Raw genomic sequence first — 15,801 nt, 5'->3', positions numbered from 1 at the left:
GGAGGCAACAGAAAAATGACAGCATTTACAGGAAAAATGGTTCGTATGAACCGCATTTTTGACGAAACGGACACATGCATTATCTTCGCGGGATGTCATCAGATGACGAGCAAAGAAATCTATCCGGGACAATTTGACGTGGCACAGTCCTGCGACCTTGCAATGAAAGGCGGAGCGACCTGTATCAATATTGGAAAGGGAATGGTGCAAAAGGTAATCAATGTATTGAAACCGGAAGTGGCAGTGCTTACCTATTTGCCGGTATATCCTGCGTATAGCCAGGAGAACCCTTATGAAATGATTGTGACCAGTACGGTGGAAGAAGCGGTGACCAACGGCGTGGATGGCCTTGTTCTTCCGGTAGACTTCTATTCGGAAAGTGCAGGGGCCGCCATGCGAACCGTTGCCGGCTATGTCAGGGAATGTGCGAAATATGGGCTTGCATTTATCGTAGAGGCAGAATTCCCTACCTTCTATAATACCAACGATGATAATGTTAAAAAATACGGCGCGGAGTACCTGATGTTTGCCGGCCGGGTATGTTCCGAACTGGGAGTGGATGTCATTTCCACAAACTATACAAACGATCCGGATTCTTTTGAAAAAATTATCAATTATGTCAAGATACCAGTCTTAATTAACGGAGGGACGAAAGTACCGGAAAATGAATTCCTGGATATGATCGAAATCGTGGCCCGGAGGGGTGCAAAAGGCTGCCTGATCGGACGGAATATTTCCGAAGCAAAAAATCCGATCGGCATGACGCGGGCGATAGGAGATATTTTCCGTAAAGGAATTACAGCGAAAGAGGCATATGCGCAAATGTTGGGAGAATAGTGGCCAATGGACGGCCATCCTGTTACAGCAAGAGCAGGCCAGGTTATGGATATTGCGCTTCAGCGCAATATCCATAACGATCAAACAGAGAAAGGATTCGCATAATGCGGCGCATTATGTATTAATAAGGTATGAGTAATTATTTTGTAGGAATTGATATTGGATGCGGTGGAGCAAAAGCATGTATCATCGATGACGAGGGAACCACGATTGGCTATGGTTTTTCGGAACATAAGATTACAGTTTCCCACTCCTCTACGTGGTCGGAGACAGACCCGGATGAATACTGGCGCAATATCTATCATATTATCCGGAAAATCATTGCGGAGAACCACCTTGATACAACGAAAATCCGTGGAGTAAGCGTTTCTTCGGCCGTACCGGCAATTGTGATGGTGGACAGGGACGGTAAGGTTATTAATAAAGCTTACAATTTTTTGGATAACCGCGCGAAAGAGGTTGTCCGGGAATTGAAGGAAGAGGTAGGCGAAGAGGCTTGCTTTGCCTTGAGCGGTTATAATATTGACGAGCAATCAATTTGTACAAGCCTGTTGTGGGAACGGAAAAACCGTCCGGATGACTATAAGCGCATCTATAAGGTGCTTTCCCCGGATGGATACGTGACCTATAAACTCAGCGGAAAAATGTGCGCAAATTATTCCGTAGGAACATTTTTTGGAACGATTTTTGACATCCGGAATAAAAAATTTGATATGGAAATGTGTGAACGGGTTGGAATTAACCCGGACCACCTTCCGGAACTATATCCGTGCGAACAGGTGATTGGGGAAGTGACGCAGGAGGCTGCGCGCCTGACTGGACTAAAAGAAGGAACGCCTGTAATCGCAGGCACTGTGGATGCATTTGCCGGCTGGCTGGCCGGTGGAGCAACGGAACCGGGAGAAACGCAAATCAACCTTGGTACGGCGGCCGTCCTGGGTGTGATTTTGGGCGCCCCCACGTTCCTAAAAAACATCTGGAACTGTATTTATCCCGTTCATTCGGAGGATAATTACGTTATTTTTTCTACCACGACAACCGGCGGCTATGTGATGCGGCACCTGCGGAACAATTTTTCCACTTACGAACGGTTTGTAGAAAAGAACGGCGGATATGACGCATATGACCTGCTGAACCTGGATGCCGAACATATTCGTCCGGGAGCGGACGGCCTGATTACGCTGCCTTATTTTATGGGAGCAAGAACGCCGGAGTTTAATGTCAACGCCTGTGGCAGTGTGTTTGGCTGGGGGATGAACACTACGAAGGGGCATTTGGTACGGTCGATGATGGAAGGCGTTGCCTTTTCAGCCTTTCGCCAATACCGGGCAATTTGCGCGCAGGGAATCACAACCAAGGGAGCAATTGTGATGAACGAGGGCGGTGCAAAGAGCAGGTTGTGGCGGAGAATATTTACCGATGTTTTTGGACATCCAACCGTTATGCTGAAAAACAGGACGGGAGCTCCGTATGGAAATGCCATCCTGGCAGGAGTTTCCACCGGATACCTGCCTGATTATTCTGTTGCGAAGCAATGGGCGGAATATGTGGACCACATGGACCCTGATCCAAAAACACACGAAATGTATATGGATTACTTCCAGTTGTTTTGTTCGGTTTACGAGCATTTGCTTGGTGACTATGAAGCCTATGCCGCATTGATGAAGCGGTATGAATAACACAGGAGAAAACAGGAATGATTTCAGATTTTGAAATTCGGGAAGATGACAGGAAGCAATTTGCTGAGGAATTCCTCGTACGCCTGCCCGCACGAATTATTGACAGCCATGTGCATGTATGGACGCACGCCTGTGTGGCTATTCCCAAAGAAGAATATGGGAAGTATAAGCAATATAAGCCGTGGACAGACTTCGACTATATGAAGGAGTTCACAATTGAAGACTATCTGTTTTGTGCGAAAAGTGCGTTTCCGCCCAAAACGGTTATTCCGATTGTATTCGGATCGCCGTTTCCGCAAATAGATCGAACGATGGTGAACGAATATGTCATGGAGCATGCGCAAAAATACGGCCTGGGATTTTACTATATTCCGGGGCAGTATGAGGATATGGAAGAAACGGAGAAGAAATATAACCTCCTTGGGCGAAAAGGATTTCTGGGCCTCAAGCCCTATCCGGACATACCGGTTGTACAAGGACGCGAATGCGGCATATATGATATGCTCAACCAGTCCGCGCTGGAGTATGCGCAACAGAATAAGCTTTTTATTTTACTGCATATTCCCAGGAAAGGACGGCTGCATGATGCGGACAACCGACGCGAACTTGACGAATGTACCCGGACATATCCCGATGCAAAGTTTATCCTTGCACATGTGGGGCGTGCATTCTGCTATAAGGATATCGACGGGCTGATCGATTTCCTGGTAGGCCGCGAAAATGTATGGTTCGATACCGCGCTTATTAACAGCGGCCCGGTATTGGAATATTTGTTGCACAGGGTTGACAGCACGCGGATACTGTTTGGGTCGGATGCACCGCTGGCTTTCTGCAGAGGAAAGGATATTGAGATCAACAATAAGCATTATTATGTAAGCGAGCATCCTGTACCGTGGGGGTTAGGCCCCATGGGAGGCAGTATTCAAGAATTCACCTTCTATATTTATGAAGAAATACGCGAACTTTTGCGCGCATCAAAGGCGGTATATGGGCAAAATGAAACCTCGCATCTGGAAAACATTTTTTATAAAAACGCTGGCAAAATGTTGAAAATTACAAATTAGCAGTATCTTATGCGGCAAAAAAACACAAGGCGCAGAATGTGCGCCTTGTGTTTTCTAAAAGCCAATTTCTGCTGAGGCGAAAACGATTGAGCTGTAGTGCTTAGCCCTGTTCCGCACAGAGCGCCGCCTCCTGCTCCTGCGCATGCTGGCTTGTAAGGTGTTTTATCTCGAAAAGGGCGAGGATGAGGGCAATCAGGAAAGAAATTCCGTCCGCAACGGGACCGGCCCACAAAACGCCGTCGAGGCCGAGAAAGACGGGCAGGATCAGGGTTGCGGGAACAAGCACCAGGATTTGGCGTGAAAGGGTAACGACCGCGGCCTTTACCGGTTTGCCGATGGACTGGAAAAAGATGCCCGTTACGGTCTGGAAGCCGGACAGGATGCACAGCATCAGGAAAATGCGGAAGCTTTTCTGCGCGAATTCGTTGTACAGCGCATCCTCGGAGCCGAAGAGGTTGATAATCGCCTGCGGGAAAAACTGGAACATCACAAAGCCTATGGCGGCGACGGCGGTTGCGCAGCCGATGGCAAGCAGGTATGCTTTTTTCACCCGCAGGAAGCTGCGCGCCCCATAGTTGAACCCGACGATAGGCTGTGCGCCGATGCCGAACCCAACCATAAAGGAAAGCAATATCTGGTAGACCTTCATCACGATGCCGAATGCGGCAAGCGGGATATCGGGGCCGTAAACGGAGGCCGCGCCGTATTGAACGATCATATTGTTGGCGACAAGGATGGAAACCGTAACGGCGATCTGTGTAATAAAGCTGGAAACGCCGTAGCCCATCACCGTTTTCGACGTATTAAGGGACAGCTTCATATCCCTGCGGGAAATACGGAGGATTTTTGGATTGCGCAGGTAAAGCGTGCTGACGGCAAAGGTGAGTATCTGGCCGAGGATGGTCGCGAGTGCCGCGCCCTCCACGCCCCAGCCGCAAACAAAAATAAAAATCGGGTCGAGGATGGTGTTGGTGACCGCGCCGGCGATCATCGAAAGCATGGCGACCTTGGGGCTTCCCTCGGCACGGATACAGGAATTCAGGCCTGTGCCGATCATCACGAAGGGGAACCCGAGGACGATAATCCTGCCGTAATCGAGCGCATAGGGCAGGGAATTTTCCGTTGCGCCAAAGAGGTGCGCGAGCGGCTCGAGGAAAAAGACGCCGAGCAGGAGGAATGCCGCGCCAAAAACAATCAGCAGCGTCAGTGCATTGCCCACGCCCCTTTGCGCCTGGTCCTTCCGGCCCTCGCCCAGCTTCAGGCTCAGGTAGGCCGCCGCGCCGTCGCCGATCAGCAGGGAAAAGGCGAGCACAATGACGGTTAAGGGGAAGATGACGTTGGTGGCGGCATTGCCGAGATAACCGACGCCCTGGCCGATAAAAATCTGGTCTACAATATTGTAAAGCGCATTTACCAAAAGGGAAATGACGCTCGGCACCGCGTACTTCATCACCAGTTTCCCGATGGGCGCGGTTCCCAAAAGTTTTGTTTCCGATGCTGTTTCCATAATTATTTAAACTCCTTTAAAGTTGCCTGGGCAACTATATATCCAGAATAACAGGCAACCAATTGGTTGCCTGTGCAACTATTATAATGCGGAAAACCGGACAAGTCAAGTGATTTGTCGATATTTGACAGCGCGGCGGCGGACGGCTAAAATGGGAACCGTCGGCACGCCGGTTTCGTGCGGACGGCTATATTGAAGGGAGAAGGGATATGCGCGAACTCGCAAAAAAACTTTCGATCCTGTCGCGGAGGGCGGGAATCAACCTGGACAGGAAGCTGAAGGATATTGGAATCACCCGGGGACAGCTTGTGTACCTGATGTGCATTTGCGACCATGAGGGGATGTCCCAGGAAGGGCTCTCGGAGGAATTGTGGATTAACAAGGGCGCGGTGGCGCGCGCGGTTCGCAAATTTGAACAGGACGGCTATATTACGCGCATTGTTTCCCCAAAAGACAGGAGGCAGTACGGCCTTTATCCCACGGAGAAAACGAAGAAAGCCTATCACGCGATCCGCGCGGTTGAGGCGGAGTGGGAGGACTATATGACGCGCAATCTTTCCGCCGGGGAAAAAAAGACGCTTGACGTGCTGCTGGAAAAGCTGCTCGCGGATATGGAATAATGTTATTCCCTGCCGCAGGGGAAGGGCGGGAGATGGAACGGCCGGCTACAGCTTTTTCTGCATTTTTTTACGGTATTTTCCGGGGCTCATGCCCGTAAACCGCTTGAAGATAATATTGAAATAATTGGCGTTCGGGTATCCGACGAGGTTTGAAATTTCAAATACGGTATAACTCGTCTGCACGAGCAGCTCGGCAGCGATTTTGATGCGCGTTTTGATCAGGTACTGGATCGGGGAAATATCATATTTTTCCTTAAACAGGTGCGCAATGTGGAACGGGCTTACAAAAAAAACGTCGGAAAGGCTTGAAAGCGTGATGTTTTTTTCGTAATTGTTTTCAATATATTCCTTGATTCCGGACAGGAGGGACGCAGGCTCCGAGCTTACGTCGTTATCCATCAGCTTGCGCTGCAAAAGGATCAAAAGATATTCGGTAAGCTTTCCCGCCGCAATTTTATAATCCGGCCGTTTTTCCGATAATTCGGCGTGGACCTGCGTGATGATGCCCGTCATGGGCACGGTGGAATTGCTGCACGGAAGGAGCGTTTCACGCGGGACGTATGGCAGGCGGCCCTCTTCCTGCCCGGCATATTGAAAGGACGACAAATAAAGCGTAATCAGCGTACACGGATTTTCGCCCAAGGAGGACAGCCGATACGCAAGCCCGGGTATCAGAACGATGTCGCCGCTCCCAAGGGAATAGGAAATACCGTCAAACCACGCGTTGACATTTCCCTGCTGCACCAAAACAATCTCTGCTTCCGTGAGGTCTTTGCGTTCCATCTCGAAATTGTTTTTCAAGGTAACCTGGTTTGAAAGTATCTGAGGCGGCCTAACCAAAATGGGATGGCTTAAATTCATTATTTGCACCTCTTATTTGCTACACCATCCTTAATTTAGCATGTGAAAATACCTGAACACAACAACTCCGGGGAATTGCGCAATAATCTTGCATTGATTCCACAAGTTTGTTCATATCTGGAAACACGGTATCCCGCTAGACTTGACCATGGGAGGATATAATTATAGTATATACGAAACAGGCATACGGCGCATTAAAATCGCGGCGCATAAAGGGAGATACAAAATGCTGCTGACTATGAACAACATCAACAAATCGTTTGAGGGGAACCCGGTCCTGAATAATGTGGGATTCGAGCTTGCGGATGCGGAAATCCACGCGCTTGTGGGCCTTAACGGCGCGGGAAAATCCACCCTGGTCAACATTCTTTCCGGCGTGTTTCCCGCCGACAGCGGCACCATCACCTTCTGCGGACGGAAGGTGCAGTTTGAAAGCCCGCGCGAAGCGCTCGGAGAGGGAATTTTCACGGTATACCAGGCCACCAACCTGCTCCCAGACCTTACGGTTGCGGAAAACATTTTTTTAAACGGCATGCCCAAACGGGGCGGCATGATTCACTATAAAAAAATGTATGCGAACGCGCGCGCCCAACTTGAAAAAATGGGATATGCGCTCGACGTGACAAGGAAGGTGCAGGAGCTCAGTATCAGCGAGCGGTATATGGTTTCCACCGCCCGGGCCTATCTTTCGGACGCCCGGGTATTTATTATGGACGAGCCCATGATTAATCTGGCGGCGGCAGAAAAGGAAATCTTTGTCCGTTTCATGAAGGAAATGCGCGCGCAGGGGAAATCCATCATTTATATTACGCACAACATCGGCGAGGTGCTGTCGCTGTGCGACCGGGTGACGGCGCTGCGCGACGGGAAAAACGTCGCCGTATGCAGCACGAAGGGCCTTTCCGCCAGCCGGCTCAGCTACCTTATTTCGGGGAACGAATCCCTGCGGCTGTACCCGCCGAAGGCTGTGCGGCAGGATAAAATATTGCTTGAAATCAGCCACATGAACATGGGCCTTGTGCTGCACGATATCAGCCTGAGGCTTTACGCCGGGGAAATACTTGGCATTACGGGGCTTACGGGCTCTGGGCGCACCGCGCTCATCAAAACCATTTTCGGCGAATTCGAGATGGATTCCGGCCTCCTCAAGCTGCGCGGGGAAGAGCTCGAGCTTAAGAACGCGACGGACGCGGTGAACCACGGCTTCGGGTATGTGAATGAAAACCGCATGGACGCGGGCCTGTTCCCCGACATGGGAGTCGCGGCCAACCTGACCATTTCCGCGCTCGAGGACATCCGCAAGGGAATTTTCCTTGACCTGAAACAGGAAATGGAGGAGGTGGTGGACCAGTCCATCGAGCTTAACCTCAGGATGGACAGCCTGCACCAGGAAATCCGCTTTTTAAGCGGGGGCAACCAGCAAAAGGTAATGGTGGGGCGGTCGCTGATCTCAAACGCGAGTATCCTGCTCCTTGACGAGCCAACCAAGGGAATCGACATCGTATCGCGCAGTGAAATTTATATTGTGATGAACGAGCTTGCCGCGGACGGCAAGGGGATTATCCTCGTCTCCTCGGACATCGACGAAATCGCCGGGCTATGCGACCGTGTCCTTGTGCTGAAGAACGGGCGGCTGGTCGCCGAGCTGACGGAGGAGGACCTGCCGCGGCTCACGGAATATATGTAAACGGACAGAAATGTTTCCCCGGGTGCTTTCCGTGTTATTATAATGCTATAAAAGAAAACGGAGAACAGGGCCATGACGGAAACAAAAGAAAACGGGCGCCTGTGTATCTATGAGAGCGCTTTCGATTCCCGGGAAACGGTTGCGCGCATAGAACAGGAGCTTAACAGACGGAATATTCCCATATTCGCGAAATTCGACCACGAAAGGAATGCGGAAGGGGTGGGGTTGCTGCTGCGGCCGACACAGGTGCTGGTGTTCGGTTCGCCGGAGGCGGGCACAAGGCTGATGCAGAAGAACCAAAGCGTTTCCATCGAGCTCCCGCTGCGTATTTCCGTGTGGGAGGACGAAAAGGGAAAGGTGTGGCTTGCGTTTCCGCGCATGTCGTATATCGCCGGGGCCTACGGCCTTTCCATAGACCCGGTGATTGAAAAAATGCAAGCGCTCCTCGAGGATTTGGCAAAAAGCGCCGCCTGATTCCGTTGCTTTAGGCGCGCCGGAGCGGGATCAAAGGAAAAAGACGGGAGACGGGGAAGCACGCCGCTGCCAAAACCAAAGGGAATGAAGAAAAACAGCCCTTTATTCCGCGCCGTATTGCCGCGGCCGCAAAAGCGGCAAAAGAGGAAGCCGACCCCCCGGCCCCGGGCCGCAACCTGCTGCTCGCGGCAGGGCGGGAAAAAATTAAAATAAATCCGCAGGCGGATCACAAACGTGATCCGTTTTTTTATACATTGCCGCCAGTCTTTTCATCCGGCGGCGGAGTGACGGCGGGGCCGCTCAGGTCGGGCTTTGCATAGCGCGGCGCCTGCGTAAGGGAAGGCCTTTCCGGCGCGGACGGACTCCGGGGCGGCACAGCGGCTTCGGTTTGCGGCGCGGGAACAATTTGTTCCTCCTGCATAGGCGCAGCGTGTTCTTCCGAAACAGGCGCAGCCCGCCCCTCCTCCGCGGACGCAACGCGTTCCCCAGGGATTGGCGCAGCCTGTTGTTCTTCCAAGGCAAAAGGAACTTTTTTCGCCGGGGTTTCATGCTGCACAGCAGGCGGCACATACGGCGGCGCAGGCGCTGCCTGCCGCGGCCGGTCCGCACGGTGGCCCCGGGGCGCGGGACGCTTCGCCTTGGGCGTGGTTTTTTTCCCGGGAAGCGTATAGGTTTGCCCCGTATCGGTGACCGTAAGACGCACATAACGGCGGAAATAGACCAGAGCGCGCCGGGAGAAGAAAAGGTGCCATAGGGTAAAGCCCGCGGAAATAATCAGGAAAATCAGCAGGGGGTAGTCGAATGAATACAGGCAGAAGAAAGCCCCCGCCGCAAGACAAGCCGGATAAACGGCAAGGAACGCCCTCTTTTTTAGGCCAAGCAAAACAAATCCCGCTATATAGACGGCGGGAAGGACGATCCATCCGGCGCCGAGCTCGAGCATGGGAATGATGAAAATCAGCATCAGTACCATAAATATGACGAGGTAAACCATGCCTCCCCTGATATGCTGGCCGGAATTGTACTGCTTTGTGCTCACGCGGATATCGCGCAGGGCCCCGCGCGTTCCTTTCGCGCCAAGCGTCATCAGCGCAAACAGGCCCGCCATCACAAGCGCGGTAACCAATATGCCGAACGGATAGCGGTTTTCACCATAGCGGATGCTGCCGAGAAATTCCTCCCGCGCACTCCGCGAGAGAACCGCGCCGTCCTCCTGCGGCAGCGCGGCGACCAGAAAGGGCTTTCCGTCACGGATGGTCGCATAGCCGACGTGGGCGCCGTCCTTTTCATATTCCATCTCTATATAAAGCACGCCGCCGAGTTTCACCGGCGTTGAGCGGATCGCGCCGGAGGGCGCGTTCTGGTAAAAGCCTTCCTCAAAAAGCGCCGACACCTGCCCAAGCTGTTCGGGCGAGGCGTCCGCAAGGTTGTATACGCCGTAAAAACGGGAATCTATCAAAAATGTGTTAAATGAAAAAACAGGCGTTTCGGGGCCGGAAAAGACAAGCGCATCCGCCGTATTGTATTCCATATCGGGCTGGAAGAACGCGGATTCGTTTTCTTCGGTCGCCATATAGCGCTCAACCACAAACCATCCCTGCGGAAGCGAAAGCACCATGTTGTAATCTTCAAGCGTATAGGAATCCGCCGCGCTGCCGGGCAGGCACGCGAAGCAGAGCAAAAGCACAACGGTAAGCACAAAAACAAATTTTTTCATGACCTGAGCTCCATGTCCGGGCGGCTGTTTTTGATTTGGCCACCCAAGGATATAATCCGCGGAATGCCGCGGTAATCGGCGGGCTTCACAAGGCAGCCTGCGGAAAATTCCCGTTTTCCTGTTTCGCGTCTCTGTTAAAAAGACAAGTATGATCGAATAATACCTGCTTTACTTTATTATACGATAGTAAGGCGGACGGGGGAAGGCCGGACTAAAAAATACAGGAAAAAAAGCAAAGGAAGTTTTAAGGAAAACCTACACATTTTTGCGGCCCGCCGCAAGAATGAGATATTGCCGCCGCGGCGTAAAGGGCGTTCCCCCGCAAAGGGAGAAGCCTTTTGCGCCGCGCTTTTTTTGCATTTTTCCCGCCGCGGGCCCGCCGCAAGAATTGAGAGGTAAGCAAACAAGCTTGTTGCTTGTGACGCAAAAGAAAGGCGGCTAAGATAAAATCAATCGGCCCAGGCCGGGTTCAATTCAAAATCCAGTTTCCATTGGATACGCAGGAACGATCAAACAGAACAGGGGGGAAGAATATGGGAAACAGCGGCAACGCTTTCATTGAAATGACGGGCATCACCAAGCGTTTTCCCGGCGTGGTCGCGCTTGACGATGTTTCGCTCAGTGTAAGCAGGGGCGAGGTTGTCGCGCTTGTGGGCGAAAACGGCGCGGGGAAATCTACGCTGATGAAGATGCTGTCAGGGCTCTATCATCCCGACGAAGGGGAGATCAGGGTGGACGGGCGGCCGGTCCGGATCACGGACCCGAAATGCGCGCAGGCGCTCGGCATCAGCACGATTTTCCAGGAACCGTCGCTCGCGCCGCACCTCAACGCGGTGCAAAACGTATATCTCGGCAGAGAAACGCAGAAGGGACTTATCGGCAGGGCGGTAAAACGCCTGGACGAAAAAGCAATGCTCGAGGAAACACAGAAATTATATGCGAAATTTTTCCCGACGGTGGAGGACGTGCTCATTCCGGTCGGGCAGCTGGGGGCGCTTAAGAACCGCGTCATCGAGATCGTGAAGGCGCTGTCCATAAAGTGCTCGCTCGTCATCATGGACGAGCCGACCGCGGCCCTCGCGGAGCATGAACGGCAGGTGCTGTTCGACTTTGTGCATATGCTGAAATCGCAGGGCATTGCGGTAATCTATATCACGCACCACCTGCGCGAGTTGTTTGGGCTTGTGGACCGTATCGTCGTGATGCGCGACGGCAAAAACGTGGCGGAGGTCGGCCCCGGGGACACGGACGAGGGCGATCTCGTGGCGCGCATGGTGGGCCGTACCATCACCAACTTCATCGTAAAAGAGGATGTTTCCGTGGGTGGCGAGATACTGCGCGTGGAGCATCTCACGCGCAAGGGCGTGATCGACGACGTGAACCTGCATGTGAACAGGGGCGAAATCGTGGGCATTGCGGGCCTCGCGGGCGCGGGACGCACCGAAACCGTGCGCGCCATTGTGGGCGCGGACAAGGCGTCGGGCACGGTGTCCGTAGACGGCAAAAAATGCCGCATACAGACCCCGGGGGACGCGATTGCGCATGGGATCGGCATGCTTCCCGAAAACAGGAAGCTGCAGGGCGCGCTCGTGGAGCAGGACGTAAAAGACAACATCACGCTTGCGAACCTCAAAGAGGTACTGGCCGGGAACTTTGTGATCCGGAAAAACAAAGAGGTTAAAACGGCAAAGGAGTATGTGCAGCGGCTGGGCGTCAAAACGCCGACCATCTACCAGAAGGTAAAATCCCTTTCGGGCGGCAACCAGCAGAAGGTGATCCTCGCGAAATGGCTGTTTACGAAGCCGAAGGTGCTGATTTTCGACGAACCGACGCAGGGAATTGACGTGGGCGCCAAGCACGAGATATACAGCCTGATTGCGGATTTCGTGAAAGAAGGCGGCGGGATACTGCTCGTGTCCTCCGAGCTTCCGGAACTGATGGGCCTTGCGGACCGCATTTATGTTATGCACCAGGGCCGGATTGTGCACGAGTTCACCCGCGAGCAGGCGACGGAGGAAAATATTACGCTGTATGCGTCGGGAGGGCATGAATCATGAAAAAGCAGGCAGTTGCACACACCAAAAAATTTGATGAACTGGGCATCCTGATTGTGATGATTGCGCTGTTCGTGTTCCTCGCCATCGCGTCGCCCTTCTTCCTGAAGGTGGAGAACATCCAGAACCTGCTTTTGCAGTCGGTGTTCGTGATGCTCGTCGGCTTTGGCATGATGTTTGTGCTTACCATCGGCGGCATCGACCTTTCGGTCGGGTCGATCCTCGGCTACTCCGGCGCGGTAACCGGAATTATCATCGCGGCGGGGGGCAACGTTTTCCTCGGTATACTCGCGGGGCTCGGTACGGGCGCGGCATTCGGCATTATAAACGGGCTTCTCATTACGCAGCTTAGGATCGCGCCGTTCCTTGTGACCTTCGCCATGTCGAGCGTGGTACGAGGAATCCTGCTGCTGTCCACCACCAACGGGGCGGTCAGCGGGTTTGCCGTGCCGGAGTTCACCTACCTTGCGCAGGGCTACATCATCGGCCTGCCCATTCCGGTCTTTATCACCATTATCGTATTTGTGATCCTGCTGTTCCTGTTCAAATTCACGAGCTTCGGACGCAATGTCACGGCCATCGGCTCCAACCGCGAGGTCGCGTTCCTGTCGGGCGTATCGTGCAACAAGATCACGGTAGGCGTGTATATGCTGTCCGGCCTCCTTGCGGCGTTGTCAGGAATTTTGCTCGCCGCGCGGCTCACGGCCGTGCAGTCTGAAATGGGCGGAGGCTATGAAATGGACGCAATCGCGGCGGCCGTCATCGGCGGCACCAGCATGGCGGGCGGCAAGGGCAGCATTATCGGCGCGATTATTGGCGCGGTGATCCTTGGCATGATTTCAAACGGACTCGACCTTTTGTCGGTGAACCAATTCTACCGCCAGATCATTGTCGGCGCAATTATCATCATCGCCGTGGCGCTCGAACGGTTTACATCGCTGAAAACCGAACGGGTCTAGGAAGGAGGGCATATGAAAAACAATGAAATGACCGCGCCTCTCGCGGTAAAGGCAAAAAAGAAAATAGACCGGCAGCTTCTCGGCCTGCTGATCTTTGTGATCATCATGATGGTCGTAATGTCCTTCCTGTCACCGAGCTTCCTTTCGGTCTCGAACCTCACGAATGTGTTCCGCCAGTCGGTGTTTATCATGCTTCTTGGCTTTGGCATGACGTTCGTGCTCACCACCGGCGGTATCGACCTTTCGGTGGGCGTAATGCTGGCGCTTTCGGGCGGCATGTCGGGCTGGCTGCTTTCCATGAACGTCAATATCGTCCCGGCGGTTATTGCGGGAATCCTTGTGGGAATGCTTGTGGGCGCGGGCAACGGCCTGATGATTACCAAGCTCCACATCACGCCCTTTATCGCCACGCTTGCCACGATGAGTATCGGACGGGGCGTAATGTATGTATGGACGAACTCCATCCCCTTCCGCAACTACATGGTGGGCGGGTTCCGCTTCATCGGGCAGGGGGATATTTTCGGGCTCCAGTTCCCGATTGTAATCGCCATTGTGGCGTTCGTCATCCTGCAGTTCGTATACCGGTGCACAGCGTTCGGGCGGCATGTGACGGCGTATGGCAGCAACGAGGAATCGGCGCGGGTTTCCGGCATCAACACGGATAAGCTGCTGATTAAGGTATACGCGCTGTCCGGCCTGATGGCGGCAATCGCGGGGATCACGCTCGCTTCCCGCCTTGAAACGGTGCATCCGGAAATGGGCAAGGGCTATGAGCTTGATGCCATCGCAGCGGCGATTATCGGCGGCACCAGCCTTTCGGGCGGCAAGGGAACGCTGATCGGCACGGTGCTCGGCGCGTTCATCATCTACCTCATCAGCAACGCGCTTAACCTTTTGAACGTGGACCCCGACTGGGAAACCATTGTAAAAGGCATCATCATACTGATCGTAGTGGCGGTGGAGTTTCTGAGCCACCGCAACAAGAAGGACTGACCAAGAATTGCATACATCGTTATGCATAAAAATAACAGGAGGAATGAAATATGAAAAAAAGGCATTTTAAAGTGGCAGGACTCGTCCTCGCGGTGCTCATGGTGATGACCGTGGCGCTCGCGGGCTGCGGAAACGTGGATAACCCGGCGGAGACCCCGGCGGCATCGGACGGCGGCGTCGGCGATACGGGAACAACGGCGGCGGTCTCCGCCGCGGACGGCACATGGCAATGGGGCGACCCGGCCTGGGAAGCGGCGGTACGCGCCAAGGTGGAAGGGAAAACCTTCAAAATCGGTTTCACGCCGCCGGCGGCATCCGAATTTTACGACATCATCATGCACGGCGCGTACACCATGATGGACGAGCTGCACGACCGGTTCGGCGTAAATTTTGAATTCGAGTTTGTGGCTCCGAGCGAGCACGACGCGGTGGAATCCCAGGTTTCGACGATCGAGAATTGGGCAACCAAGGAATTCGACGCGGTTCTCGTATGCACGGCGGGCGACTTCGACTCCATGAACGCCGTTTATGAAAAAGCGACGGCGGCGGGCACGGCGGTTTACCTGTTCAATATGCCGGCGGAGCTGTGGGACGTCGATACCATCAAGGCGACCTCCGTTATCAGCTACGACAACGCGCGCCAGTCCGGCTACCTTGTCGGCCAGTATGCGGCTGAAAAGCTGAATGGGGAAGGAAAAATCCTCTTTATCTCCGGCAACGACGGACACTGGACAACTTCCCGCCGCGAGGGCTTTATGGAAGCGGTATCCGAATATCCGGGCCTTACCATCGTGGGCGAACAGCGCGGCGAGTATGTGCGCGATTCGGGCATGGCGGCAGCGGAAAACCTTTTGCAGGCAAATCCGGACGTGAGCTTCATCTATGGTGAAAATGAAGAGATGGCGCAGGGCGCCGTACAGGCCGTGCAGGCAATGGGCCTTAAAATGTGGGACGGCAACGAGGGCATTATCGTAGTCGGCGCGGACGGCCTGAAATCCGGCTTCGAGCAGATTCGCAGCGGCGGCCTCACCGCGACGGTGGACGTGGGCAGCGTAGACCAGGGCCGCGAGGCCATTAAGGCGATCTTTATGCACGAGCTCCTCGGCTACAGCATCGATAAGGTTATCAACGTACCCACGATCCTCGTGGACAAGGAAAACGTCGATATCCCCGAGGCGTATGTGGACTGGGCGCTTGCGGCAGAGGAAAGCTATAACTGAGTGAACGGGAGGCCGCGCCCGGACGCATCTCCATACACCCGGGCGCGCCTCAAAAATCCAGGATATCCGGAACGCCGCATTCCGGCGGCAGCGAATTTTCCGGCCTGTCCGGAGATAAAATGAACCAGA

At 53.6% G+C, this 15,801-nt stretch carries 13 protein-coding genes; 10 read left to right on the top strand and 3 right to left on the bottom strand.

Translation table 11 applies throughout. From position 1 onward, the window contains the following. Positions 1 to 15: 15 nt before the first annotated feature. The 3 genes from BBD38_RS06030 to BBD38_RS06020 all read left to right on the top strand — a co-directional run bounded on the left by BBD38_RS06030 (position 16) and on the right by BBD38_RS06020 (position 3,580). Positions 16 to 837: a class I fructose-bisphosphate aldolase gene (locus tag BBD38_RS06030; protein WP_066685777.1), complete on the top strand. Its 822-nt coding sequence runs from the start codon at positions 16 to 18 to the stop codon at positions 835 to 837. Between the two features lie 131 nt (positions 838 to 968). After that, the gene (locus tag BBD38_RS06025) at positions 969 to 2,516 is read left to right on the top strand and encodes an FGGY-family carbohydrate kinase (RefSeq protein ID WP_066685775.1); all 1,548 of its coding nucleotides are present in this window, start codon (positions 969 to 971) and stop codon (positions 2,514 to 2,516) included. A gap of 17 nt (positions 2,517 to 2,533) precedes the next feature. Then, positions 2,534 to 3,580: an amidohydrolase family protein gene (locus tag BBD38_RS06020; RefSeq protein ID WP_066685773.1), complete on the top strand. Its 1,047-nt coding sequence runs from the start codon at positions 2,534 to 2,536 to the stop codon at positions 3,578 to 3,580. A gap of 100 nt (positions 3,581 to 3,680) precedes the next feature. Here the strand turns inward: BBD38_RS06020 and BBD38_RS06015 are convergent, their stop codons facing one another. Then, positions 3,681 to 5,087 (bottom strand): MATE family efflux transporter, encoded by a 1,407-nt coding sequence (locus BBD38_RS06015; protein ID WP_066685767.1) that lies wholly within the window; start codon positions 5,085 to 5,087, stop codon positions 3,681 to 3,683. A 209-nt stretch (positions 5,088 to 5,296) separates the two neighbouring features. On the opposite strand from BBD38_RS06015, the gene BBD38_RS06010 reads away from it, so the two are divergent. Beyond that, a complete protein-coding gene (locus BBD38_RS06010) occupies positions 5,297 to 5,707 on the top strand; it encodes a MarR family winged helix-turn-helix transcriptional regulator (protein WP_066685765.1) in 411 nt (136 codons plus the stop codon). A gap of 45 nt (positions 5,708 to 5,752) precedes the next feature. Here the strand turns inward: BBD38_RS06010 and BBD38_RS06005 are convergent, their stop codons facing one another. Continuing rightward, complete coding sequence (locus tag BBD38_RS06005) at positions 5,753 to 6,568, bottom strand: AraC family transcriptional regulator (RefSeq protein WP_066685764.1); 816 nt, start codon at positions 6,566 to 6,568, stop codon at positions 5,753 to 5,755. A gap of 226 nt (positions 6,569 to 6,794) precedes the next feature. Here BBD38_RS06005 and BBD38_RS06000 point away from each other — a divergent pair, with 226 nt between their 5' ends. Both BBD38_RS06000 and BBD38_RS05995 read left to right on the top strand, forming a co-directional pair. After that, positions 6,795 to 8,255 (top strand): sugar ABC transporter ATP-binding protein, encoded by a 1,461-nt coding sequence (locus BBD38_RS06000; RefSeq protein ID WP_066685762.1) that lies wholly within the window; start codon positions 6,795 to 6,797, stop codon positions 8,253 to 8,255. 72 nt (positions 8,256 to 8,327) lie between these two features. Continuing rightward, a complete protein-coding gene (locus tag BBD38_RS05995; RefSeq protein ID WP_082989519.1) occupies positions 8,328 to 8,729 on the top strand; it encodes a DUF302 domain-containing protein in 402 nt (133 codons plus the stop codon). A gap of 247 nt (positions 8,730 to 8,976) precedes the next feature. Here the strand turns inward: BBD38_RS05995 and BBD38_RS05990 are convergent, their stop codons facing one another. Further along, positions 8,977 to 10,446, bottom strand: a complete 1,470-nt coding sequence (locus BBD38_RS05990; protein ID WP_066685761.1) for a hypothetical protein — start codon at positions 10,444 to 10,446, stop codon at positions 8,977 to 8,979. A gap of 533 nt (positions 10,447 to 10,979) precedes the next feature. On the opposite strand from BBD38_RS05990, the gene BBD38_RS05985 reads away from it, so the two are divergent. Genes BBD38_RS05985 through BBD38_RS05970 form a run of 4 tightly spaced genes read left to right on the top strand, consistent with a single transcriptional unit; the run spans position 10,980 to position 15,672 of the window. After that, entirely contained in the window at positions 10,980 to 12,503 is a 1,524-nt protein-coding gene (locus tag BBD38_RS05985) for a sugar ABC transporter ATP-binding protein (protein WP_066685760.1), read from the top strand. Further along, positions 12,500 to 13,459 carry an ABC transporter permease gene (locus tag BBD38_RS05980; protein ID WP_066685758.1) on the top strand — a complete coding sequence of 320 codons (960 nt, stop codon included), beginning with the start codon at positions 12,500 to 12,502 and terminating at the stop codon, positions 13,457 to 13,459. Before BBD38_RS05985 ends, BBD38_RS05980 begins: the two co-directional genes overlap by 4 nt. 12 nt (positions 13,460 to 13,471) lie before the next feature. Then, positions 13,472 to 14,452 (top strand): ABC transporter permease, encoded by a 981-nt coding sequence (locus BBD38_RS05975; RefSeq protein ID WP_066685756.1) that lies wholly within the window; start codon positions 13,472 to 13,474, stop codon positions 14,450 to 14,452. Positions 14,453 to 14,502: 50 nt separating this feature from the next. After that, the gene (locus BBD38_RS05970; RefSeq protein ID WP_066685755.1) at positions 14,503 to 15,672 is read left to right on the top strand and encodes a sugar ABC transporter substrate-binding protein; all 1,170 of its coding nucleotides are present in this window, start codon (positions 14,503 to 14,505) and stop codon (positions 15,670 to 15,672) included. Positions 15,673 to 15,801 lie beyond the last annotated feature (129 nt).

It is taken from the genome of Christensenella intestinihominis (genome assembly GCF_001678845.1).
Taxonomy (GTDB): domain Bacteria; phylum Bacillota; class Clostridia; order Christensenellales; family Christensenellaceae; genus Christensenella; species Christensenella intestinihominis.
This window is presented reverse-complemented; position numbering and strand designations above follow the sequence as displayed.